This window comes from Pseudomonas sp. 65/3-MNA-CIBAN-0223 (genome assembly GCF_040310425.1).
In the GTDB taxonomy this organism is placed as follows: Bacteria; Pseudomonadota; Gammaproteobacteria; order Pseudomonadales; family Pseudomonadaceae; genus Aquipseudomonas; species Aquipseudomonas gregormendelii.
This window is the reverse complement of sequence record NZ_JBEOPV010000009.1, coordinates 252,107-274,200: the sequence shown is the minus strand read 5'-3', so window position 1 is coordinate 274,200 and position 22,094 is coordinate 252,107. Positions and strand designations below refer to the sequence as shown.

Here is a 22,094-nt window from a genome sequence, read left to right as displayed (position 1 = left end):
AGGGGTGAGCCTGCTCGGCAAAGCAGTCTTTCATTCCACGGTGTGTTGACTGATCAGGCGTCATCGCGAGCAGGAGCAATAGATTTCGAGCACTTCCATCTCCCGCAGCACTTCAGCCACCGCCGCCACAGCCGCGTGCATCTCGGCCTGGTTGACGTGGCCGATGCAGCCGACGCGGAAGGTTTCGACCTGGGTCAGTTTGCCGGGGTAGAGAATGAAACCCTTGGCCTTGACCCGTTCGTAGAACTCCTTGAACTGATAGCGCGGGTCCTTTGGCGCATGGAAAGTGACGATGATCGGCGCCTGGATCGCAGCGGGCAAAAAGCTGCGCACGCCCAGTTTGGCCATGTCGTCGAGCAATACCTGGCAGTTGTTGGCGTAGCGCTGGTGCCGGGCCGGCAAGCCGCCTTCTTCGTTGTATTGCAGCAGGGCTTCATGCAGCGCCGCGACCACGTGGGTCGGCGGGGTGAAGCGCCATTGGCCGGTCTTGGCCATGTAGGTGTGCTGGTCGAACAGGTCCATGGCCAGGGAATGGGAGTTGCCGGCGGCATTGGCCAGGGCTTCCTTGCGGGCGAAAACAAAACCCATGCCCGGTACGCCTTCGAGGCATTTGCCCGAGGCGGCGATCAGCGCATCGAATGGCACCTGCTGAGCGTCGATCGGCAAGGCCCCGAAGGAACTCATGGCGTCGATGATCAGGCGTTTACCCTGTTGCGCGATGACCTGGGCGATTTCCGGCAGCGGGTTGAGGATGCCGGTGCTGGTTTCGCAGTGAATCAACGCGACGTGGGTAATGCTGGCGTCCGCCCGTAACAGACGGTCGACATCGGCCGCCGTGGTGGGCTCGTCTTCGGCGGTCTCGAAAGTGCTGAAAGAGCGACCGAGGACTTCGCAGATTTTCGCCAGACGTTTGCCATAGGCGCCGTTGATCAGCACCAGCACCTTGCCGTTACGGGGTACCAAAGTGCCGATGGCCGCTTCTACCGCAAAGGTGCCGCTGCCTTGCAGTGGCACGCAGTGGTGGCTTTCGCCGCCGTTGATGATTGCCAGCAATTGCTCGCAGAGGCTGGCGGTAAGGTGGTTGAAGCGGTCATCCCATGAACCCCAGTCGACCATCATCGCCTGACGGGTGCGCGCCGAAGTGGTCAACGGGCCAGGGGTGAGCAGGATGGGCTCGGCAGTACTCATTCTCGTGTCCTCGCAATCGATGGCATGAAGCTACGGGACTTAAATTGCAATTTGCCGTGCTATCAATCAAATTGTTTGTTGTTATGCCAGTCATCAGTGAGGGTTATTCATGAACCTGTTCCAGCTACGCGCCTTCGATGCGGTGGCGCGCGAAGGCAGCTTCACAAGGGCCGCTGCGCGGCTGTTCATCAGCCAGCCGGCAGTCACCGGGCACATCAAGGCTTTGGAAGAGCATTACCAGATCACCTTGTTGCGCCGTACTGCGCGACGGGTGGAACTGACGGAGGAAGGCACCAAACTGGCGGCGATCACCCGGGCGATGTTTGGCCTGGCCGAGGAAGCGCAGGTGATGCTGGAGGCTAACCGGCAGTTGCTTACCGGGCGCCTGGAGGTGGCGGCGGACGGGCCGCACCTGGTCATGCCGATGCTTGCCAGTTTGCGCGCCCGGTACCCCGGAATCACGGTGAACCTGCGCCTGGGTAACGCCCAGGAGACCTTGGCTGCGTTGTTGTCCGAGCATGCGGACATTGCCGTACTCACTGAGGTCGAGCCCCGCAAAGGCCTGCATTTGCAAGCGTTGAGCGAATCACGGCTGTGCGCGTTGGTGCCGCAAAATCATCCCTGGGCGCAACGTTTGAAGGTGTCTCTCAAGGAGCTGCACGAGGTGATCATGGTGTTGCGCGAGCCGGGTTCGATTACCCGTCGAACCTTTGATGATGCCTGCCTCCAGGCCAGTGTCAGTCCGCGGGTATTACTGGAGCTGGACAGCCGCGAGGCAGTGACCGAAGCCGTGGCGGCTGAGTTGGGCGTTGGCGTGGTGTCTTCGGTGGAAGTCAGCCATGACCCGCGGGTGACGGCGGTGCCGATCATGGGCGAGGGGTTGGTGAATCGGCACATGATGGGGTGCATGGCGCGGCGGCGGGATTTGCGCTTGATCCAGGCATTCTTTGAATTGGCGCCGGGCGGATAGACCGCAGTGCGGCCATCGCGGGCGAGCCTTGCTCCCACAGCCGGTTAGCGCATTTCCTTGTGGGAGCCACCATCATTGAAGAAGCCTGTCCATCATGGCGATCAGACCGGTGGAATTTTTGGTCGATTGCCGACTTTAGGCCGTATAAACTTGCACAAAGCGTCGGCCAATAGATGTTTCGGCGCCACAGACAAGAGAGTGAGTAATGGGCGCACAGTGGAAGGTTAAACACAAAGAAGCGGCATCCAATGCCAAGGGCAAGATTTTCGGCAAATTGGTGAAGGAAATCACGATTGCCGCGCGCAATGGTGCCGATGTCGCGACTAACGCGCATTTGCGCCTGGTGGTGGAGCAGGCGAAGAAGGCGTCCATGCCTCGCGAAACCCTGGAACGTGCGATCAAGAAAGGTTCGGGACAGCTCGGCGAAACCGTGCAATACCATCGTGTGACGTACGAAGGCTTTGCCCCGCATCAGGTGCCGCTGATCGTTGAGTGCGTGACCGACAACATCAACCGTACTGTTGCCGAGATTCGTGTTGCCTTTCGCAAGGGCCAGTTAGGCGCTTCGGGTTCGGTTTCCTGGGATTTCAACCATGTCGGCATGATCGAGGCGTCCCCGGACAGCCCGGATGCTGATCCGGAAATGGCCGCAATCGAAGCCGGTGCACAGGATTTTGAGCCGGGCGAAGAAGAGGGCACGACCCTGTTCCTGACCGAGCCTGCGGACCTCGATGCGGTTCAGAAAGCCTTGCCTGAGCACGGCTTTACCGTACTGTCGGCGAAGCTGGGCTACCAGCCGAAGAACCCGGTGAGTGGCTTGAGCGACGAACAGATGGCTGAAGTCGAGGCTTTCCTCGAAGGCCTGGACAACCATGATGATGTGCAGGACATGTTTGTCGGCTTGGCGGGTTAATCGGTTTCTTTGGTAATACCGCTATCGCGGACAGGCTTGCTCCCACGGGTCGTGGGAGCGAGTTTGGTGCGACAGGGTCTGTGCCGGTCACAGATCCTGTAGAACCCGGACCACCTCGCCAAACCCGGGCCGCTCCATCACCTGCGCCTGACAGCAACGCTGTTGCAATTGCTCCAGTCGTTCACGGCCATGCGCGGTCAAGCCCGAATCGATCCGCTCCAGCAATTCCCCCAGCAGTACCCCAAAGGCGCGCACTTCAAGTCGCTGCAAGGCACGGCTTTCGACACTGTCTGACTTCGCGTGGAAAGACGCCGCGCCAAAGTCTCCCAGCAGGCAATCACCCCGCTCGTTAAAGAGAATATTGTGGCCGTAGAGGTCGCCGTGGGTGATCCCTTGGCGGTGCAGATGTTCGGCCACCGATGCGATGGCGCGAGCGATGCGCAGGGCCACACTGGCGCTGAAGCGGGTGTGATCGGCGTAGACGTCGCGGCTGCAGGAATCCAGGCTCGGCAGACCCGCCAGGTTGCGGAAGCTCGGCTCTATCAGCTCCATGACCAGTCCGGCCTGAGCCTGTGGATGGTCGACGATTCGTCCCTCGACCCGGATGAGGTTGGGGTGCTCGCCTGCAGTGATGCACGCGTTCATTTCATGCAAGGGCGAACCGTCGCTGGTCATCTCACCTTTGTAGAGTTTGACCGCCACTGGCAGCTCCCCAGCGCCTGGTCGGGTCCAGGTCGCTCGATGGATCACCCCGGAAGCACCTTCGCCCAGTTGCTGCTCAAGGCGCAATGCCGGCCAGGGGATGACGGCAGTCGATTCAAGCAGCGCAGCATCGGCCTCGGTTTCCAGCGGGTTACCGGCGTACGCCAGCCAGGTCAGGCTTGGCAGGGTGAGCAGCCATTCGGGGAGTTCGGTTAGCTGGTTGGCGGCGACCCGGATCAGTTCCAGTCGATGACAGTGTTGCAGGCTGTCAGGCAAGCGCTGGAGCTGATTACCGGCGAGCATGAGTTTTTGCAAGTGCGGGCGCGCGCCCAGTTCGCTCGGCAGTTCGCTGATGCAGTTGTCAGTCAGGATCAGCCAGCGCAGCAATGGCGGGAGTGCGCTGCCGGGAACCTGCGTAATGCGGTTGGCCTTGAAACCGACCATGGTCAATGAACTGCACTGGCCCAGGCATGCGGGCAGTTCGGTGAACAGGTTGTCCGAGCAGAACAACACCCGCAGGCGGGTCAGTCGATGCAGGTCGTCTGGTAGTTGGCTGAGCGCGTTGCCACTGAGGTTGAGGATTTCAAGGGAGTCCGCCAGGTCGAATATTTCCCGGGGGAAGTCACTCAGGCCGCAGGCGAGATCAAGGCGGGTGCTGCCCGCCAGTTGGCCGGCGCGCAGTTGGTCAAGGGTGTCCATGAAATCGATTCGCTATTCATTTGGAGAGGGGCGCCCGCATGATAGCGAGACATGTGGTGACTGTACCAATCGCGAGCAGGCTCGCTCCCACAATGATTTCCGAGCACCTGTGGGAGCGAGCCTGCTCGCGATTGGCATTCAAGGCGAAGAATGATCAATTCAACTCATTGATTTCCATCAACTGCCCCAGCCGACTGCGAGTTCGCGCCAGGTCGATTGCATCACCACCCAGGCTCGCACTCAGCGAATGCTGGCTGACCAACGTCAGGTGTTTGTCCTGATCGTAAAGCACGTCGACCAGGTTGATAAACCGCTGCTGCGCGGCGATGGTGGTGTCGGCGAGCAGGGGCAGGTCGACGATGATCCAGTGGTCGAACTGTCGGCACAGTTCCAGGTAGTCCATGACGGCCGTGGGGTGTTCACACAGGTCGGTGAAAGTGAATCCGATCGTGCGCCGATCGCTGAAGCGGGCCTGCACTTGACGGGTGCCGACAGACAGTTGCAGGGGCGGAGCATCAGCCTCTGGGAAATTCAACCGGCGTCTGATCTGCAGTGTGTCCGGCCAGAGGTAATGTCCATGGGTGAAGACTTGCTGGGCGTGGTGCCGCGCCTGACTGCGGTAGTCGTGGGGCCCGCCGACTTCCATGATCTGCATTTTCGAGTTGATCAGGTCGATGACCGGTTTGAAACGTGCGTGGTACAGCGGGTTTGGCAGCAAGCCTTCCGGCGGATAGTTTGAGGTGACCAGCAGCAGGATGCTTCGGCGAAACAGCGCCTGGAATAAGCGGGTGATGAGCATCGCGTCGCCGATATCGTGGACGTGAAACTCGTCAAAACACAACACCCGACAACCGTCCAGCAGGTGGTCAAGGCTGAGCTCCATGGCATCGGTCTGCTCGCGATGAGTGAACATTTCCTGATGCAGTTGGGCAAAAAACTGATGGAAGTGCAGCCGCTTTTTTTCGGCGATCGGGATGGCCTGGAAAAAGCCGTCCAGCAACCAGCTCTTGCCCCGCCCCACGGCGCCGTGCAGATACAGCCCGGGAAGTTTTCGCTGCGCTGAGCCTGGCAGCAAGGGGGCGTAGTGCGCCATGCAATCGATCACGCGCTGCTGACTGTGGCTGAGGGTATAGCCTTGGGCATGCGCCTTGTGGCGAAAGTAGTCGTCGATCACCCTTGCGCTGGCCACCGGTGTAGTCGATGCCTTGGCAAACAGGCGGCGCAGTGCGGGCCAACGTGGTGTGAGTCGCAAACGCTTGGGTGGTCGAACAGCCACTGGAATGTCACCCCGTGATTTTCTCGCCGGCGCCCCGCGCGGCGGCGGCACAGTTTAACCAAATGGGTAGTTTTGCTTCCAGCGCTGTGGGTCAAAACGTTTTCGTTTTCCTGAGCAACTGCGCCGCCGGCGTATCGCTGGGGCTGACCATTGCATAGTTATACCCGGCACCTGACCAGTACTCGGCCTGCAGCTCACCATCGCTGCGACTGCCTCGGGGTAGCAGGAAGTTCTTCGGCCCTGGCGGGCGCACGTAGAAGCTGATCTTCTGTCCGTTCCGGTTCTCGTAGACCACCATCGCCGCCGGCCCTTGCTCGGTGCTGAGCAGGCGCCCGCTGACCGGTTTGAAGCCGGCGTGAGCGAGGTCGGGAAGACGGTTGGCCTGGGTGAAATAACGGTCTAGCCAGGCCTGCATGTCGCCCTGTTCGCCGACTTTGAAGTCCGCCGGCAACAGGCCTTGCTGTGCGATCAGACGATACGCCTGCATGGCATCGGCCATCGGTGCCGCAGCGCTGAGCAGGGTCATTTCCCGGGCCTGCCAGCCGCTGAAACCGCCAACGCCGACGGCCAGCAGCAGTACGGCGGCGCTGGCCAGGTGACGGCGGGATTGGCGCTTGAGCCCTTGGCGAATGAGCGCCGGCTGCAGCTGCGGATTGGCCGGTTGCTGCAGCGCGCCGCTCAGGTCGGCTCGCAACTGTTGGGCATCCTGCTGCCAGGCGCGCACGGTGGCGGCCACGTGCGGATTGTTTGTCAGATAAGTTTCAACCAGAAGTCGGTCCGCCGCGCTGAGCTGGCAGTCGATGTAGGCGTGCAGATCACGCTCGTCAGGGGGCATGCTGATCATTTGAGTCTCCGCAGGGCAGGGCGGGTGATTTCACCTTCGCTGAGCTGGCGCAACGCCTGGCGGGCGCGGGACAGGCGGGACATCACGGTGCCAATGGGCACTTCGAGAATCTCGGCCACCGCTTTGTAGCTCAAGCCTTCGACTGATACCCACAGCAACAGTGCGCGTTGCTCGGTGGTGAGCTGGTCGAAGGCCTTGAGCGTCGATTGCGCGATCACCGTGCGCTCTGCAGACGGCTCGGCTTCTTCACGGCCGGTAAAAAATTCGAGCATTCGCGCATAACGCCGGGAGCGCCGGTGGGCGTCGAGGAACTGTCGATAGAGAATCGAGAACAACCAGGCGCGCAAGTCTCCCTCCGGGCGTTTGTCGCTCCAGCGTGAGAGTGCGCGCTCCAGGCAGGTCTGCACCAGATCATCGGCGCTGCTGGGATTACGCGTCAGGGACAGCGCAAATCGCCTCAACCTGGGAATGATTTCACTCAGTTGTTCGTCGATATCGTTCATGAAGTTCTGACTAGTCACTACGCTGTGGACCAGGAAGACGCTCGGCGTTCGAGGTTATTCCACGCGCGAATAAATAAACACCCGGTGATGGAATAAACCGTCCGGGGGTTCGTCTGCTTGATTCTTCTCACTTGCGGCCACAGGCCCTGGAGTCTTTCATGGTAGATCGCTCATCACCGCCCACCCGGCCACCGCTGAGCGCCACCAGCCTGGTGTTGCGCCTTGGCGGTATCGCTTTGGTGGTCGCCGCCGTTGCCGGGGCCTTTGCCTACGTCAACGGCACATTTGACCCACAGCGGCTGACGCCGAAAAAACTGATCAACGTGCTGGAAACCAACAACGGCGTGCACCCGGGGTACCGGCGCAACCACTCCAAAGGTGTTTGTGTGATCGGGCATTTCGAGAGCAGCGGCGAGGCGCGCAGCTACTCCAGCGCCCAGGTATTCAATGAAGCACGCACCCCGGTGGTCGGGCGGTTCGCGCTGCCGGCTGGCAATCCCTACGCACCGGACAGCAGCGTGCCGATCCGCAGCATGGCGCTGCGCTTTACCCAGGCCAATGGACAACAATGGCGCACCGGGATGAACAGCATGCCGGTGTTCCCGGTTGGCACCCCCGAAGCCTTCTATCAATTGCAGCAGGCCCAGTCACCCGTACCCGCCACCGGGAAACCCGACCCTGCGGCGGTACCAGCATTCTTCGGCGCGCATCCGGAAGCAGCGCCGTTTCTGGCGTGGATCAAGACCGCCAAGCCTTCGGCCAGCTACGTGACTGAAACCTACAACAGCGTGAACGCGTTTTACCTGGTCAACGCCGCCGGTCAGCGCCAGGCGGTGCGCTGGAGCATGGTGCCGGTTGCCCAGGATTCACCCGGTGCGACGGCGCCGCAAGGCACCGATTTTCTCGAGCAGGACCTGGCCCAGCGAATGGGCGCCGGGCCGTTGCGCTGGCAGCTGAACATCACCCTGGCCAACCCCGGTGATCCGATAGACGATGCCAGCAAGGCCTGGCCCGAAGGGCGCAAGGTGGTAAATGCCGGGACTCTGGTGCTCGAAAACGTCCAGCCGCAACTCAGTGGCGAGTGCCGGGACATCAACTATGACCCGCTGGTACTACCTGCCGGCATCGAGGGCTCGGGCGATCCACTGCTCGCCGCTCGTTCAGCCGGTTATGCCAGTTCCTACTTGCGTCGTACCAGTGAAGTCAGCCAGTTGCCCGCCGCCCAACAGGAGGCTCGCCAATGAGCACTCTACCGAACCACTTCGCGCCATTGGCGCGGTTGCTGCACTGGCTGATGGCACTGATGGTTATTGCCATGCTGTTTATTGGGGCAGGCATGGTTGCCTCGGTGTCCGAGCGTCATGAGTGGCTGATCCACCTGCACAAACCCTTGGGCATCGCCATTCTGGTGTTGGTGATCGTGCGCATCGTCGTGCGTTTCTCCACTCGACAGCCGCCACTGCCTGCCGATTTGCCGGGATGGCAAGTGCTCGCGGCCAAAGGCTCGCACCTGCTGCTATACGCATTGATGCTGGTACTGCCTCTACTGGGGTGGGCAATGATTTCGGCGGCGGGCGATCCGGTAATGCTCAGCAGTTCGTTGCAGCTGCCTTCGATTGTGCCGGCCAACGCGCAGGTATTTGCCATTTTGCGCAAGGCCCACGGGTACCTGGCCTACCTGCTGTTCCTGACCGTGTTGCTGCACCTGGCGGCGGCGCTGTTCCATGGCTGGGTGCGCCGTGACGAGGTGCTCGACAGCATGCTGCGGGGCAAGGACCGCGCCTGACTTCGATGGCCGCAGCTGCAGCTGCGGCCATAGCCAATCAGCGCAACACGTCAACGATGTCGGCAACAGTCGTCAGCACGTCCTTGCCCAACTGTTTGGAGCGCTTGCCCGACCAGCCCGTCAGCGGGTTCGGCGCGTCGTCGTTGTCCTTGAAGGGCATTTCCAGGGTCAGCGACAGGCAGTCGAATTTCTCGCCGACGCTGTTGCACGCCAGGGTCATGTTGGCTTTGCCCGGCTCATCGCGGGTGTAGCCGTGCTTGGTCTGGAAGTCCTTGGTAAGGTGCTTCAAATGACTGCGAAATTGCTCTTCGAGTTTGGCGAGCCGCGGGGTGTAACCAGGGTTGCCCTCGCAGCCGGCGGTGAACACGTAGGGAATCTCTTCGTCGCCATGAATGTCGAGGAACAGGTCAACGCCGTAGCGTTCCATCTGTTGTTGCACGAACAGCACTTCGGGGCTGACTTCCTGGCTGGCGTTCTGCCAGGCGCGGTTCAGGTCCTGGCCCATGGCATTGGTGCGCAGGTGGCCATGGAAGGCGCCGTCCGGATTCATGTTCGGCACCAGGTACAGATCGGCACTGGCCAGTAGTTTGTTGAGGACCGGGTCGTCGTGTTTTTCCAGGCGCTCAATCACACCTTCCATAAACCATTCGGCCATATGTTCGCCCGGGTGCTGCTGGGCAATCATCCACACCTTGCGTCGACCCTCGGCTCCGGTGCCTTTGCGCAGAAGCTGGATGTCCCGGCCTTCGACGCTTTTACCGGTAGCCAGCAGCTCGGTGCCGGCCTTGGTCAGCGCCTGCTCGATCAGCCAGTCGTGCCGCCCGCGACTGTAGGGTTCGAAGTACGCGAACCAGGCATGGGTAGCAGTGGCTTCCAGGCTGAAGCGCAGGCAGTCGCCTTCGAAGATGGTGGGTACCCGGAACCAATTGACGTGGTCATACGAGGCAACGGCCTGGTAACCGTCCCAGGCCTTGTTATAGGAGGACTTGCTGGCGTTACTCAGGCGAAACCAGTGCTCCTGGCCCACGTGCAGGCCGCTGGCCTTGAAGTGGAACCACTGGAAGTGCGGGCTGCGGGTATCGGGTCGAATGGCCAGCAACGCTTGCAGCGGATTGCTGATATCGATCACTTCAATATTGCCGCTGTCGAAATTTGCGCTGATGTCGAAAGAGGATTTAGCCACGGTCATAGTCGATTCCTGAATATGATTTTTATGGCTGTTACTTTACACGCAGGGAAGGGAAAAATCGGGGAAATTGCCAGGAATTTGGGGGGCGTCCTCCTTGACGCGGACGCAGCTTAGAGGCTGTGCGATTGATTCTCAAGTGCTATTTATCAATAGTTTGGCCCAATGTTACCGGGCCTCCCTTGCCAAGGAACATTCTTTTGATATCATCCGCGCCATCGAATTTGCAGTGCCTGAAGACTTCATTAGCCTGAAGCCAAAAGCCAGAATAACTGGCAAAAAAAGACCCGGCAAAAAGCCGGGTCAAAAACCGTGATTAGCCTGATGAGGAGATAGTCCAGGAGACCGACCTAAGGTCTCTTGGTCCATCGACTGATCTCGCGACCAGATGATTCAATAATAATCATTCTCGTTTGCAAGTCAAACGCTTTTCGCTGTTCGCCAGGGAAATTCTTTCCTGGTGCCTTCGTTTCAGCCCTTCTTACCTTCGTCAAGCGACCGATCCACCATGGCCCTGGCCATATCGATCAGGTGCACCGTCGACAGCGTCAGGTCCCGGCTGGCGCCTCGAAGGTTACTGGCCGACTCATAGGCAATGGAGGCCGCGCACCGCATCAGGTCAGAGGCATGTACAAGTGCCTCCTCGCTGCTGACGTTCTTGTTTACAGCAAAAAAGCGCGGTTGTTCGGGCTCTGCTGACACGGCTGGTTTCAAGTAATGATCGAGCGCGCGCTGTGCGGCAGCGAAGCCCTGTGGCGAGTTGAGGGCGGTATCCATTGGCTCGTCGGGCAGGTCGGTGCTGGTGATTGCCATGGTGACGTAAACTCCTTTTTTATGGTCAAATCCGTAAAACCAGATTAGTACAAAACGTATTTGTTTCGACCAATTAAATAATACAGATTGTGTTTTGAGCGCGGACAGGAGCCCGCGTATCGTGCCGACATGGATAAATGGATTGAATTGGTCAAGGCCAAGATGAGTGAGCTCAATATCACTCAGGAGATACTCGCAGATCGTCTTGGGATGTCGCAGGGTGGTGTTGGACACTGGCTGAATAAACGACGTCAGCCTGCTGTCGACGACATGAACCGTGTGCTGCAAGCCTTGGGCCTGGATTTCCTCGAAGTGGCAATGGTGCTCCGGGAGGTCGAGGCTTACGAGGAAGATAATCCTCCCTTGGCGCAGCGCTATAACCCTTCATTTCGCTACCCGATCAGTGATTGGCAAGACGCACAGCAGCTGCGCGATGGGGAGTTGCCGGTGTACGGTGCGACGCAGTTCGAGCTGTCCGACTACCACGCTCGTGGCGGCGCGTTCTGGCTCAAGGTAGAGGGTGATGCGATGAACGCGCCCAGTGGGCCGAGCATTGCCCACGACATGCTGATCCTAGTCGATCCGGAGGTTGAGGTGCTGCCCGGCAAGCTGGTGATTGCCCAATGGCCCGGCAGCGCCGCAGCCACTTTCCGCAAATTGATCGAGGAGGGCGGCCAACGTTACCTGGTCCCGCTCAACCCTACTTATCCGAAGGCTTTGTACACTGCCGACTGCCGAATCATCGGCGTGGTCGTACAGGCCACCGCCAAGTTCTGATCAGATCGGCCCTGCCAGGGGGTAGGACCGTTCCTTGTTTCAAGCCTCTTGCAGCTCGACCAGCGCGCTGCCTTCACTGACCATTTCGCCTTCCTGGTAGTACAGCGCCTTGATCACTCCCGCGTGCGGCGCACGAATGCTGTGTTCCATTTTCATGGCTTCCAGCACTACCAGCTGCGCGCCGGCTTCAACCGATTGCCCGACCTCTACCAGGACCCGCACGATACTGCCGTTCATGGGTGCGGTCAGGCCGCCCTGATGACTATGACTGGCTTCCACGGCACTGATCGGGTCGTAGGATTCGATGCGGCGAAGCTCCCCATCCCATTGCAGATAGACCACGCCGTCGCGGCGAATGACCCGGTGCTGTCGGCGCAGGCCTTCTTGCTCGGTCAGCAGTTGCTCGCCCTTGAGCTGTGCTGTGCTTGCATCGACTGCGCCCAGCGTAAGAGCACGGTCCTGGCCTTCGCAGCTCAGGTGCAGGCTGATCTGCGTTGGCAGCCCGGTACGAAAACCGTTGCCGCTCGCCCAAGGCGACGCCAGGTCGTCAGTGCGCGGCGCGGTGGTTTGACTTTGGGCAAATGCCTGGCCAGCGGCTTGCCAGAAATCCTCACCCAGCTCTGCCGGTTTTGGCAGCAACTGCTCCTGGTATCGCGGGATGAACCCGGTATCCAGTTCTGCGGCGGCAAAAGCTGGATGGCCGATGATCCGGCGCAGGAAGTTGATGTTGGTCCTGAGGCCACCAATCGCGAACTCGTCGAGCATGCCCAGCAGGCGTAGCCGCGCCTGTTCGCGGTCTTCGCCCCAGGCAATCAGCTTGCCCAGCATCGGGTCGTAGAACGGCGAGATCTCATCACCTTCTTCCACGCCGCTGTCGACTCGACGTCCGTCGCCGGGCGCCGACTCGCGATACAACTCCAGACGTCCGGTCGCTGGCAGGAAGTCATTACCAGGGTCTTCGGCGTACAACCTGACTTCAATGGCGTGTCCGATCAGAGGCACCTGCTCCTGGGTCATCGGCAGGGTTTCACCCCGGGCCACGCGGATTTGCCAGGCGACCAGGTCGAGCCCGGTAATGGCTTCGGTCACCGGGTGCTCGACCTGCAGACGAGTATTCATCTCCATGAAGAAGAACTCGCCTCGCGAGTCCAGCAGGAACTCCACCGTACCGGCTCCGACGTAGCCAATGGCCTGTGCCGAGCGTACGGCGGCTTCACCCATGGCGCGGCGCAATTGCGCGCTCAGGCCTGGAGCAGGGGCTTCTTCGACAACCTTCTGGTGGCGACGCTGGATCGAGCAGTCGCGCTCATTGAGGTACAGGCAATTGCCCTGCTGATCGGCAAAGACCTGGATCTCCACGTGCCGCGGTTTGAGCAGGTATTTTTCTACCAGCATGCGTGAGTCGCCAAATGACGATTGGGCTTCACGCTGCGCCGAGGCCAGGGCTTCGGCCAGTTGGCTGACATCCTCGACCACTTTCATGCCTTTACCGCCGCCGCCTGCCGTGGCCTTGAGCAGCACTGGATAACCGATGCGTTCGCAGGCTGTGCGGAAGGTTTCCAGGTCCTGGGCTTCGCCGTGATAACCAGGCACCAGTGGCACGCCGGCGGTTTCCATCAACGCCTTGGCGGCGGATTTGCTGCCCATTGCATCGATCGCCGAGGCGGGAGGGCCGAGGAAAATCAAGCCGGCATTCTCGATGGCCCGGGCAAATCCGGCGTTCTCGGACAGGAAACCATACCCCGGATGAATCGCCTGGGCACCACTGGCCAGTGCAGCAGCAATCAGTTTGTCGATCTGCAGGTAGCTGTCGGCGGCTTTGCTGCCACCCAGGTCCACCCGGATATCGGCCTCGCGGCTGTGCCTGGCCTCACGATCAGTGGCGCTGTGCACGGCCACGGTGGTCAGGCCCAGGGCCTTGGCGGTGCGCATCACCCGGCAGGCGATTTCGCCGCGGTTGGCCACCAGTAAAGTGTTAATGACGGGCGTGCTCATCAACGCGGCTCCTTCGTGTTTGGGATAGCGAGCCAGTTCGCCGGGCGTTTTTGCAGGAAGGCACGCAAGCCTTCCTGGCCTTCAGGGCTGACGCGGATCCGCGCAATAGCATTCTCGGTGTAGCGCCGCAGCGCCGGTGTCAGCGCGCCGTTCCCCACTTCGCGCAGTAAATCCTTGCTGGCGCGCATGGCGGCGGGGCTGTTAAGCAGCAAGTTGTCGATCCACTGCTCGACCTTCGATTCCAGCTCTGCCAGCGGGTAGCTTTCTGACAATAAGCCGATCTCCCGTGCCCGCTGGCCGTTGAACCGCTCGGCCGTCAGGGCGTAGCGACGCGCTGCGCGTTCGCCGATCGCTTGCACCACGAACGGACTGATCACGGCAGGCGCCAGGCCGATGCGCACTTCCGACAGGCACAATTGCGCGTCATCGGCACCAATGGCCATATCACAGCAGCTGATCAAACCCAGTGCTCCCCCAAACGCCGCCCCTTGCACTACGGCCAGGGTGGGGATCTTCAGTTTGGCGAGGTTGTACATCAACTCGGCCAACTCGCGGGCATCGTCGAGATTGGTGTGGTAATCCAGTTCGGCGGACTGCTGCATCCAGGCCAGGTCGGCGCCGGCGCTGAAATGCTTGCCGCGGCCGCGCAACAGCAGGAATCTGAGGCTGGTATCGGCCGAAACCTTATCCAGGGCGATGATCAGCTCGCGGATCATCTGCGCGTTGAAGGCGTTGTTCTTGTCTTCGCGAGCGAGCCACAAGGTCGCGAAACCCCGGGGGTCGGTGTGCAATTGGAGGGTGTTGAAGTCGCTCATTTTGTCTGTCTCCACAACTCATGTGTGAGCGGGCTTGCTGGCGAAGAACGATAGCGCGGTACATGGAAGACCGCGGTGAATCCTTCGCCAGCAAGCCCGCTCACACAGAAAATCACATCCGGAATACGCCGAAACGGCTCTGTTCTACTGGCGCGTTCAGCGCGGCCGACAAGGCCAGGGCCAACACATCGCGGGTCTGCGCGGGGTCGATGACGCCGTCGTCCCACAGCCGGGCGCTGGAGTAGTAGGGATGTCCCTGCTGTTCGTACTGATCGAGGATAGGTTGCTTGATCTCGGCTTCCTGCTCGGCGCTGAAGCTCAGGCCACCGCGCTCGGCCTGCTCGCGCTTGACTTGCACCAGCACGCCGGCAGCCTGCTCGGCACCCATCACGCCAATCCGCGCATTTGGCCACATCCACAGGAAGCGTGGGTCGTAGGCGCGTCCGCACATGCCGTAGTTGCCGGCGCCGAAGCTGCCGCCAATGATCACGGTGAACTTTGGCACCTTGGCGCACGCCACGGCGGTCACCAGTTTGGCACCGTGCTTGGCGATGCCTCCGGCTTCGTATTTCTGGCCAACCATGAAGCCGGTGATGTTCTGCAGGAACAGCAATGGGATGCCGCGTTGACAGGCCAGTTCGATGAAGTGCGCGCCTTTCTGCGCGGCTTCGGCGAACAGAATGCCGTTGTTGGCGAGAATCGCGATCGGATAACCGTGCAGGTAGGCAAAACCGCAGACCAGCGTCGTGCCGAACAACGCCTTGAACTCGTCGAACACCGAGCCGTCCACCAGCCGTGCGATGACTTCACGCACATCAAAAGGTTGCTTGGCGTCAGCCGATACAACGCCGTAGAGCTCATCGCTGCCATACAGCGGGGCGATCGGGGTGCGTTGCTGCACTTCGCCGAGCTTGCGCCAGTTAAGGTTGGCAATGCTGCGCCGGGCAATGGCCAAGGCGTGCTCGTCGCTCTCGGCGTAATGATCGGCGACACCGGAAACCTTGCAGTGCACATCGGCGCCACCAAGGTCTTCGGCGCTGACCACTTCACCCGTCGCGGCTTTCACCAAAGGCGGGCCGGCAAGGAAGATGGTCGCCTGGTTGCGCACCATGATTGCCTCGTCTGCCATGGCCGGAACATAGGCGCCGCCAGCGGTGCAGGAGCCCATGACCACGGCGATCTGTGGAATGCCCATGGCACTCATGTTGGCCTGGTTGAAGAAGATTCGGCCAAAGTGCTCGCGGTCCGGGAACACTTCATCCTGGCGTGGCAAGTTCGCGCCACCGGAGTCCACCAGGTAAATGCAAGGCAGGCGATTTTGCTGGGCGATGGTCTGGGCGCGCAGGTGTTTTTTCACGGTCAGTGGGTAGTACGAGCCACCTTTTACCGTGGCATCGTTGGCGACGATCATGCATTCGACGCCTTCCACGCGGCCAATTCCGGCGATCACGCCAGCCGCCGGAACATCCTCACCGTATACCTCGTAGGCTGCCAGCTGGCTGATTTCCAGGAAGGGCGAACCGGGATCGAGCAGCCGGTTGATGCGCTCACGAGGCAGTAACTTGCCCCTTGATGTGTGTCGCTCTTGCGCTTTGGGGCCGCCACCTTGCTGCACCTGGGCGAGCAGGGTGTGCAGGGCGTCGACCTGTTTGCGCATCGCCGCGCTGTTGGCCGCGAACTCCGCCGAGCGGGGGTTGAGCAGGGTATGCAGGATAGCCATGGACAACTCCGGTTAGCGGGTTTCGTTAAACAGTTCACGACCGATGAGCATGCGACGAATTTCACTGGTACCCGCGCCGATTTCGTAGAGCTTGGCGTCACGCAACAGACGGCCCGCGGGGAATTCATTGATGTAACCGTTGCCACCAAGAATCTGAATCGCGTCGAGGGCCATTTGCGTGGCGCGTTCGGCGCTGTACAGGATGACGCCGGCGGCGTCCTTGCGCGTGGTCTCGCCGCGCTCGCAGGCCTGGGCCACTGCGTACAGATAGGCTCGGCTGGCGTTGAGTTGGGTGTACATGTCGGCGACCTTGCCCTGGATCAGCTGGAACTCGCCGATGCTCTGGCCAAATTGCTTGCGGTCATGGATGTAGGGAACGATCAGGTCCATGCAGGCCTGCATGATGCCGGTCGGGCCGCCGGACAGCACAACGCGCTCGTAGTCGAGACCGCTCATCAATACTTTCACGCCGCCATTGAGTACGCCCAGGATGTTTTCTTCCGGCACCTCGACGTCATCAAAAAACAGCTCGCAGGTGTTCGAGCCACGCATGCCGAGCTTGTCAAACTTGTTGCTGCGGCTGAAGCCTTTCGAGTCGCGTTCGACGATGAAAGCAGTAATGCCGTGAGGGCCTTTTTCCAGGTCGGTCTTGGCGTAGATCACGTAGGTGTTGGCGTCGGGGCCGTTGGTAATCCAGGTCTTGCTGCCATTGAGCACGTAGCGATCACCACGCTTGTCGGCGCGCAGTTTCATCGATACGACGTCGGACCCGGCGTTCGGTTCGCTCATGGCGAGGGCGCCGATGTGCTCGCCGCTGATCAGCTTGGGCAGGTACCTGGTCTTCTGCTCATGATTGCCGTTGCGGTTGATCTGGTTGACGCAGAGGTTGGAGTGCGCGCCGTAGGACAGCGCAACTGAAGCCGAGCCGCGGCTGATTTCTTCCATGGCCACCACGTGCGCCAGGTAACCCAGGCCAGCGCCACCGTATTCTTCGCTGACAGTGATGCCTAAAAGGCCCATGTCGCCGAACTTGCGCCACAGGTCTGCTGGAAACAGGTTGTCGATGTCGATCTGGGCGGCGCGCGGGGCGATCTCGCTGGCAACAAAGGACTGAACCGAATCACGCAGCATGTCGATGGTTTCACCGAGGGCAAAGTTCAGGGATGGGTAGCTCATGGGACACCTTTTGGCTTTTTTGTTGGGTGGGGAGGGCGGTGCTGCAGCTCTCACCTTTACGTTAACGTAAGCCTGTGACGAAGCGCTGTCAATCACCCTTTACGTTAACGTCAACTTGGGCGGCAGTAGGGCGGATGAGGATAGAAAGCGGACCCTTCTCGGGAGATGACGATTGTGGGAGCCGGGCTTGCCCGCGATGGCGTCTGCACATTCGATACTGATGTGGCAGGGGGAAGACTGTTACTCCCACAGGGTAAATTCATTGTTGGTGGTGGTGATGTCGAAAACCCGAATCCCAGACAGCACAAAGGGGAGCCGAAGCTCCCCTTTAATTTGTCGTTGCGCGTGCTCTTTTTTTATTATTGAGGGGCGGTCTGTTGTTGTTTTTGGTAACCGTGACCCTTTACCGCTGTTTTTGTCGATCCCCATCCGGGATCAAGAGCAAACGTATTTTTTTGAGCGCTGATCTGCTTTTTCGCCAAGCGATCCAACCAGTTCGGGAGCTACCTGAAGGTAGTTTTATTGTTCTCTGCCCGGTTGCGGGTTACTCCGAAAAGCACCCTGAAAAGCACACCTTCTCCAAAAAAATCTGTTAGCTGCGTCTCTGCCGTGTTGTTCTTGTTATGTCAGAGTCGTTACGTCTTATTTTTATTGGTTTGCTGCTTTTTATTCTTGTTATGCCAAAGAGATAGCAGGAGCCGTGCCAACTTTTAAAAAAGCTTTAAAAACAGATACTTATGATTTGACTGGTTTTTGCCGAAGGCTCTGACTCTCATAATCTGTTTCCGTGTTACTCGATTGCGCCCACATTTCACGGCTGGCGGTAACACCCCGACACAACCGCTCGCTCACTGTGCACTACGTGCCTTGGCAACCCGCGATCCGGTAGGGCGGCCCAACACGGTACAGATCTGCTGGCCTGCCAGAATCAAGGCGTCCAGGTCAATACCGGTGTGTATGCCCAGGCCGTTAAGCAGGTAGACCACATCCTCGGTAGCCACGTTACCGCTGGCGCCTTTGGCATAGGGGCAGCCGCCGAGGCCGGCGATGGAGCTGTCGAAGGTCGAGACGCCTTCCAGCAGGCTGGCGTAGATATTGGCCATGGCCTGCCCGTAGGTGTCATGGAAATGCCCGGCGAGTTTGTCTCGAGGGACATCGGCCGAAACCACTTCGAACATCCTGCGAGTGGCGCCTGCGGTGCCGGTACCAATGGTGTCGCCCAGGGAGACCTCGTAACAGCCCATCGCGTACAGCTCGCGAGCAACCCATGCGACTTGCTCGGGTGCTACATCTCCTTCGTAGGGGCAGCCCAGCACACAGGACACGTAACCGCGCACCGTTATCCCGTGTTGTCGGGCTGCGTCCATGATGGGAACGAAGCGCTCCAGGCTATCGCTGATCGAGCAATTGATGTTACGCCGGGAGAAGGCTTCGGAGGCGGCGGCGAACACCGCAACTTCCTTGACCCCGGCAGCAATGGCGTCTTCGAACCCACGCAGGTTGGGGGCGAGTGCGCCGTAGGTGACGCCTGGTTTGCGCTGGATCTGCGCAAAGACTTCTGCCGAACCTGCCATCTGCGGCACCCATTTGGGCGAAACGAAACTGCCGACCTCGATGTAACCAAGGCCAGCGGCGCTCAGCGCGTCGACCAGTTGCACCTTGTCGGCGACGCTGATGGGCTGGGCTTCATTTTGCAAACCGTCGCGGGGACCCACTTCGATCAGGCGCACGTGAGTTGGAAGGGACATGGGAATAGACCTGTGCTGATAGCCCTGCAGGAGCGAGCTTGCTCGAGATGGTCGTTAGCGATAACGCGGGCTTCCTGATTAAACGCGTTGACCTTGACTCCATCGCAAGCAAGCTTGCTCCTGCAGGGGAGATGTGTGGGATTATTGAAGTGCTTGCTGGCTCTTGATCGTCTGTTCCAGGGCCTGGGTGCAGCGCTCCTGCGCCGTGTCCAGTTCCAGCTTCATCTGCTCGATGTCGAGCATCTGCTGTTCCAGTTGATCACGACGCTCGGCGATCTTGTTCAACATGGTCTGCAACTGTTTCTGGTTGCCCCCGGCAGGGTCGTAGAGTTCGATCAGCTCGCGGCATTCGGCCAGTGAAAAACCGATGCGCTTGCCGCGCAAGATCAGCTTCAGGCTGACCTTGTCCCGGGGCGAATAGATGCGTTCCTGGCCGCGTCGCTCGGGGCTGAGCAGGCCTTGTTCTTCATAGAAGCGGATCGCCCGGGTGGTAATGTCCAGCTCGCGGGCGAGGTCGGAGATGCTGTAGGTCAGGCTGCTCATGGGCGCGCTCGAAAAAGGGTCATGGCGCTAAGCTAAAGGCAGGTTGACGTTTACGTCAAGGGCAAAAGCCCTACACCTTATCCAGTTTCTTCTCATGCGCCGTCACCTGCTGGCACAACTCGATCATCTGCTCGCGCATCCATCGGTTGGCCGGGTCCTGGTCAGTGCTTTCGTGCCAGTAAAGGTGGGTCTCCACCGGGGGCACATCGTTGACCGGTAAACTGAAGGCATGCAGATCGTTGCGACGGGCAAAGCGCTCGGGCACGGTCATTACCATATCCGTCTGCTGCAGCACTTGCGACGCCATCAGGTAATGCTGCGAGCGCAGGGCGATCTTGCGCTGGATGCCCATCTTGCCCAGCGCCAGGTCGACATGGCCCAGGCCACTGCGCCGGCTGGAAATATGAATGTGGGTCAGGGACAAGTAGTCATCGAGGCTGAATTTTTCCTTGTTCGCCAGCGGATGCCCCCTGCGCATGGCGCACACGTAGCGGTCCTCCATCAACTTGACATGGCGTACCTGAGGATCGGTATTGAGCGGGGCATCGACGGCGAAGTCGAGGCGCCCGGCCGCCAGTTCCTTGGTCGTCTCGCGACGCTTGGACAGAAAGCTCTCGATGATCACGGTCGGCGCCAGGCGACGCAGGCGCTGGAACAGCGGGGGCAGGATCACCGCCTCGGTGAGGTCGGTCATGCTGATGCGATACGTCTTGACTGCCTGCAGCGGGTTGAATATGCGGCTTTCCTGAACGGATACACGCAGCAGCGAGAGCGCATTGCGCACCGGCCCGATGATGTTCTGCGCCATGGGCGTCGGGACCATGCCTTGGGCGGTGCGCACGAACAACGGGTCGTTGAATGTCTCGCGCAGGCGGGCGAGGGCGTTCGACACCGCCGGCTGGGTGATGCCAACGATCTGTCCGGCGCGAGTCAGGTTGGCTTCGGTGTAGATCGCGTCAAAGACGATGAAAAGGTTGAGGTCGACCTTGCTCAGATTCATGGCGCTGCACTCTTATTGTGTGGGCTCGGTGGCCTTGGCGATCAGTGGATCATATATCGGTGATGAATGTTAATACACGCCGAGAATAGGCTAGGTAAATTTTCGTCACTGTTCTAGCATCAAATCCATGACCTGAACAACTCATTAAAACCCCCGTTAAAAGGTAGAGCTGCCCATGGATTTCGCTTATTCGCCCAAGGTGCAAGAACTGCGTGAGCGCGTGACCGCGTTCATGGACACCTACGTTTATCCCGCTGAAGCCGTGTTCGAGCGTCAGGTCGCCGAAGGCGATCGCTGGCAGCCGACCGCGATCATGGAAGAACTCAAACTCAAGGCCAAGGCCGAGGGCTTGTGGAATCTGTTTCTGCCCGAGTCCGAGCTGGGTGCCGGCCTGACCAACCTGGAATACGCGCCGCTGGCGGAAATCATGGGTCGCTCCTTGCTCGGCCCTGAGCCCTTCAACTGCTCGGCTCCCGACACCGGCAACATGGAAGTGCTGGTGCGTTACGCCAACGATGAGCAGAAGCAGCGCTGGCTCGAGCCCCTGTTGCGTGGCGAAATTCGGTCAGCCTTCGCCATGACCGAGCCCGACGTGGCGTCCTCCGACGCTACCAATATGGCCGCCCGCGCCGTGCGTGACGGCGATGAGTGGGTCATCAATGGCAAAAAGTGGTGGACCTCCGGCGCCTGTGATCCGCGCTGCAAAATCCTGATCTTCATGGGCCTGAGCAATCCTGACGCACCGCGGCATGCCCAGCACTCGATGATCCTGGTGCCGGTGGATACCCCAGGCGTGAAAATCCTGCGTCCGCTGCCGGTGTTCGGTTACGACGATGCACCGCATGGTCACGCCGAAGTGCTGTTTGAAAATGTCCGGGTGCCGTTTGAAAACGTCCTGTTGGGCGAGGGCCGCGGGTTTGAAATCGCCCAGGGTCGCCTTGGCCCGGGGCGGATTCACCACTGCATGCGTTCTATCGGCATGGCCGAACGTGCGCTGGAATTGATGTGCAAACGTTCAGTGAGCCGTACCGCGTTCGGCAAGCCACTGGCGCGCCTGGGCGGTAACATCGACAAGATCGCCGACTCGCGTATGGAAATCGACATGGCGCGCCTGCTGACCTTGAAGGCCGCGTACATGATGGACACCGTCGGTAACAAGGTGGCCAGGAGCGAGATCGCGCAGATCAAGGTGGTTGCTCCGAACGTGGCCTTGCGCGTGATCGACCGCGCGATTCAGATTCACGGCGGCGCCGGGGTTTCCAACGATTTCCCGCTGGCCTACATGTACGCGATGCAACGCACCTTGCGCCTGGCCGATGGCCCGGACGAAGTGCACCGCGCCGCCATTGGCAAGTTCGAGATCGGCAAGTATGTGCCGAAGGAAATGCTGCGCAGCGGCCACTAAACAAACGTGGTGCATCACCCCCCCACGAGATTCAC

General features: G+C 60.1%; 21 protein-coding genes. 7 read left to right on the top strand and 14 right to left on the bottom strand.

All coding sequences use genetic code 11. The annotated features are described in order from the left end of the window. Positions 1 to 60: 60 nt before the first annotated feature. A complete protein-coding gene (locus tag AAEZ09_RS13875) occupies positions 61 to 1,188 on the bottom strand; it encodes a 2-aminoethylphosphonate--pyruvate transaminase (protein ID WP_350599780.1) in 1,128 nt (375 codons plus the stop codon). 109 nt (positions 1,189 to 1,297) lie between these two features. Between AAEZ09_RS13875 and AAEZ09_RS13870 the strand changes: the two genes are divergently transcribed. Both AAEZ09_RS13870 and AAEZ09_RS13865 read left to right on the top strand, forming a co-directional pair. After that, entirely contained in the window at positions 1,298 to 2,158 is an 861-nt protein-coding gene (locus AAEZ09_RS13870; RefSeq protein ID WP_350599779.1) for a LysR substrate-binding domain-containing protein, read from the top strand. A 205-nt stretch (positions 2,159 to 2,363) separates the two neighbouring features. Next, entirely contained in the window at positions 2,364 to 3,071 is a 708-nt protein-coding gene (locus AAEZ09_RS13865) for a YebC/PmpR family DNA-binding transcriptional regulator (protein WP_350599777.1), read from the top strand. 87 nt (positions 3,072 to 3,158) lie between these two features. Here the strand turns inward: AAEZ09_RS13865 and AAEZ09_RS13860 are convergent, their stop codons facing one another. The 4 genes from AAEZ09_RS13860 to AAEZ09_RS13845 all read right to left on the bottom strand — a co-directional run bounded on the left by AAEZ09_RS13860 (position 3,159) and on the right by AAEZ09_RS13845 (position 7,095). Further along, positions 3,159 to 4,472: a leucine-rich repeat-containing protein kinase family protein gene (locus tag AAEZ09_RS13860; RefSeq protein WP_350599776.1), complete on the bottom strand. Its 1,314-nt coding sequence runs from the start codon at positions 4,470 to 4,472 to the stop codon at positions 3,159 to 3,161. Positions 4,473 to 4,626: 154 nt separating this feature from the next. Continuing rightward, positions 4,627 to 5,748 carry a cell division protein ZapE gene (gene zapE / locus AAEZ09_RS13855; RefSeq protein WP_350599775.1) on the bottom strand — a complete coding sequence of 374 codons (1,122 nt, stop codon included), beginning with the start codon at positions 5,746 to 5,748 and terminating at the stop codon, positions 4,627 to 4,629. Between the two features lie 91 nt (positions 5,749 to 5,839). Continuing rightward, complete coding sequence (locus AAEZ09_RS13850) at positions 5,840 to 6,592, bottom strand: anti-sigma factor family protein (RefSeq protein WP_350599774.1); 753 nt, start codon at positions 6,590 to 6,592, stop codon at positions 5,840 to 5,842. Next, positions 6,589 to 7,095 carry a sigma-70 family RNA polymerase sigma factor gene (locus AAEZ09_RS13845; protein WP_045060179.1) on the bottom strand — a complete coding sequence of 169 codons (507 nt, stop codon included), beginning with the start codon at positions 7,093 to 7,095 and terminating at the stop codon, positions 6,589 to 6,591. The genes AAEZ09_RS13850 and AAEZ09_RS13845 overlap by 4 nt, the downstream gene beginning before the upstream one ends. A gap of 158 nt (positions 7,096 to 7,253) precedes the next feature. Here AAEZ09_RS13845 and AAEZ09_RS13840 point away from each other — a divergent pair, with 158 nt between their 5' ends. Both AAEZ09_RS13840 and AAEZ09_RS13835 read left to right on the top strand, forming a co-directional pair. Next, positions 7,254 to 8,339 carry a catalase family peroxidase gene (locus AAEZ09_RS13840; RefSeq protein ID WP_205892932.1) on the top strand — a complete coding sequence of 362 codons (1,086 nt, stop codon included), beginning with the start codon at positions 7,254 to 7,256 and terminating at the stop codon, positions 8,337 to 8,339. Further along, positions 8,336 to 8,881 carry a cytochrome b gene (locus AAEZ09_RS13835; protein WP_350599772.1) on the top strand — a complete coding sequence of 182 codons (546 nt, stop codon included), beginning with the start codon at positions 8,336 to 8,338 and terminating at the stop codon, positions 8,879 to 8,881. Before AAEZ09_RS13840 ends, AAEZ09_RS13835 begins: the two co-directional genes overlap by 4 nt. A 37-nt stretch (positions 8,882 to 8,918) precedes the next feature. Here the strand turns inward: AAEZ09_RS13835 and AAEZ09_RS13830 are convergent, their stop codons facing one another. Then, positions 8,919 to 10,070 carry a M14 family metallopeptidase gene (locus AAEZ09_RS13830; RefSeq protein ID WP_350599771.1) on the bottom strand — a complete coding sequence of 384 codons (1,152 nt, stop codon included), beginning with the start codon at positions 10,068 to 10,070 and terminating at the stop codon, positions 8,919 to 8,921. Between the two features lie 136 nt (positions 10,071 to 10,206). On the opposite strand from AAEZ09_RS13830, the gene AAEZ09_RS13825 reads away from it, so the two are divergent. After that, positions 10,207 to 10,383: a hypothetical protein gene (locus AAEZ09_RS13825; RefSeq protein ID WP_350599769.1), complete on the top strand. Its 177-nt coding sequence runs from the start codon at positions 10,207 to 10,209 to the stop codon at positions 10,381 to 10,383. 155 nt (positions 10,384 to 10,538) lie between these two features. Here the strand turns inward: AAEZ09_RS13825 and AAEZ09_RS13820 are convergent, their stop codons facing one another. Continuing rightward, positions 10,539 to 10,880, bottom strand: coding sequence for a DUF6124 family protein (locus AAEZ09_RS13820; RefSeq protein ID WP_350599768.1), 342 nt, complete (start codon positions 10,878 to 10,880; stop codon positions 10,539 to 10,541). A 129-nt stretch (positions 10,881 to 11,009) separates the two neighbouring features. Here AAEZ09_RS13820 and AAEZ09_RS13815 point away from each other — a divergent pair, with 129 nt between their 5' ends. Continuing rightward, positions 11,010 to 11,657: a LexA family transcriptional regulator gene (locus tag AAEZ09_RS13815; protein WP_045060184.1), complete on the top strand. Its 648-nt coding sequence runs from the start codon at positions 11,010 to 11,012 to the stop codon at positions 11,655 to 11,657. A gap of 39 nt (positions 11,658 to 11,696) precedes the next feature. Here AAEZ09_RS13815 and AAEZ09_RS13810 read toward each other — a convergent pair whose 3' ends face one another. The 7 genes from AAEZ09_RS13810 to AAEZ09_RS13780 all read right to left on the bottom strand — a co-directional run bounded on the left by AAEZ09_RS13810 (position 11,697) and on the right by AAEZ09_RS13780 (position 20,654). Then, positions 11,697 to 13,652 (bottom strand): acetyl/propionyl/methylcrotonyl-CoA carboxylase subunit alpha, encoded by a 1,956-nt coding sequence (locus AAEZ09_RS13810; RefSeq protein WP_350599766.1) that lies wholly within the window; start codon positions 13,650 to 13,652, stop codon positions 11,697 to 11,699. Beyond that, the gene (locus AAEZ09_RS13805) at positions 13,652 to 14,467 is read right to left on the bottom strand and encodes a gamma-carboxygeranoyl-CoA hydratase (protein ID WP_350599765.1); all 816 of its coding nucleotides are present in this window, start codon (positions 14,465 to 14,467) and stop codon (positions 13,652 to 13,654) included. Before AAEZ09_RS13805 ends, AAEZ09_RS13810 begins: the two co-directional genes overlap by 1 nt. 112 nt (positions 14,468 to 14,579) lie before the next feature. Further along, positions 14,580 to 16,187 carry a carboxyl transferase domain-containing protein gene (locus tag AAEZ09_RS13800; protein WP_350599764.1) on the bottom strand — a complete coding sequence of 536 codons (1,608 nt, stop codon included), beginning with the start codon at positions 16,185 to 16,187 and terminating at the stop codon, positions 14,580 to 14,582. A gap of 12 nt (positions 16,188 to 16,199) precedes the next feature. Further along, on the bottom strand, positions 16,200 to 17,363 hold the full coding sequence (locus AAEZ09_RS13795; protein WP_045060188.1) for an isovaleryl-CoA dehydrogenase: 1,164 nt from the start codon (positions 17,361 to 17,363) through the stop codon (positions 16,200 to 16,202). An 848-nt stretch (positions 17,364 to 18,211) separates the two neighbouring features. Continuing rightward, positions 18,212 to 19,111 carry a hydroxymethylglutaryl-CoA lyase gene (locus tag AAEZ09_RS13790; protein ID WP_350599762.1) on the bottom strand — a complete coding sequence of 300 codons (900 nt, stop codon included), beginning with the start codon at positions 19,109 to 19,111 and terminating at the stop codon, positions 18,212 to 18,214. 141 nt (positions 19,112 to 19,252) lie between these two features. Beyond that, positions 19,253 to 19,654, bottom strand: coding sequence for a MerR family transcriptional regulator (locus AAEZ09_RS13785; protein ID WP_045060190.1), 402 nt, complete (start codon positions 19,652 to 19,654; stop codon positions 19,253 to 19,255). A 70-nt stretch (positions 19,655 to 19,724) separates the two neighbouring features. After that, the gene (locus AAEZ09_RS13780; RefSeq protein ID WP_045060191.1) at positions 19,725 to 20,654 is read right to left on the bottom strand and encodes a LysR family transcriptional regulator; all 930 of its coding nucleotides are present in this window, start codon (positions 20,652 to 20,654) and stop codon (positions 19,725 to 19,727) included. 175 nt (positions 20,655 to 20,829) lie between these two features. Between AAEZ09_RS13780 and AAEZ09_RS13775 the strand changes: the two genes are divergently transcribed. Beyond that, entirely contained in the window at positions 20,830 to 22,059 is a 1,230-nt protein-coding gene (locus AAEZ09_RS13775; protein ID WP_045060192.1) for an acyl-CoA dehydrogenase, read from the top strand. The last annotated feature ends 35 nt before the right edge of the window (positions 22,060 to 22,094 follow it).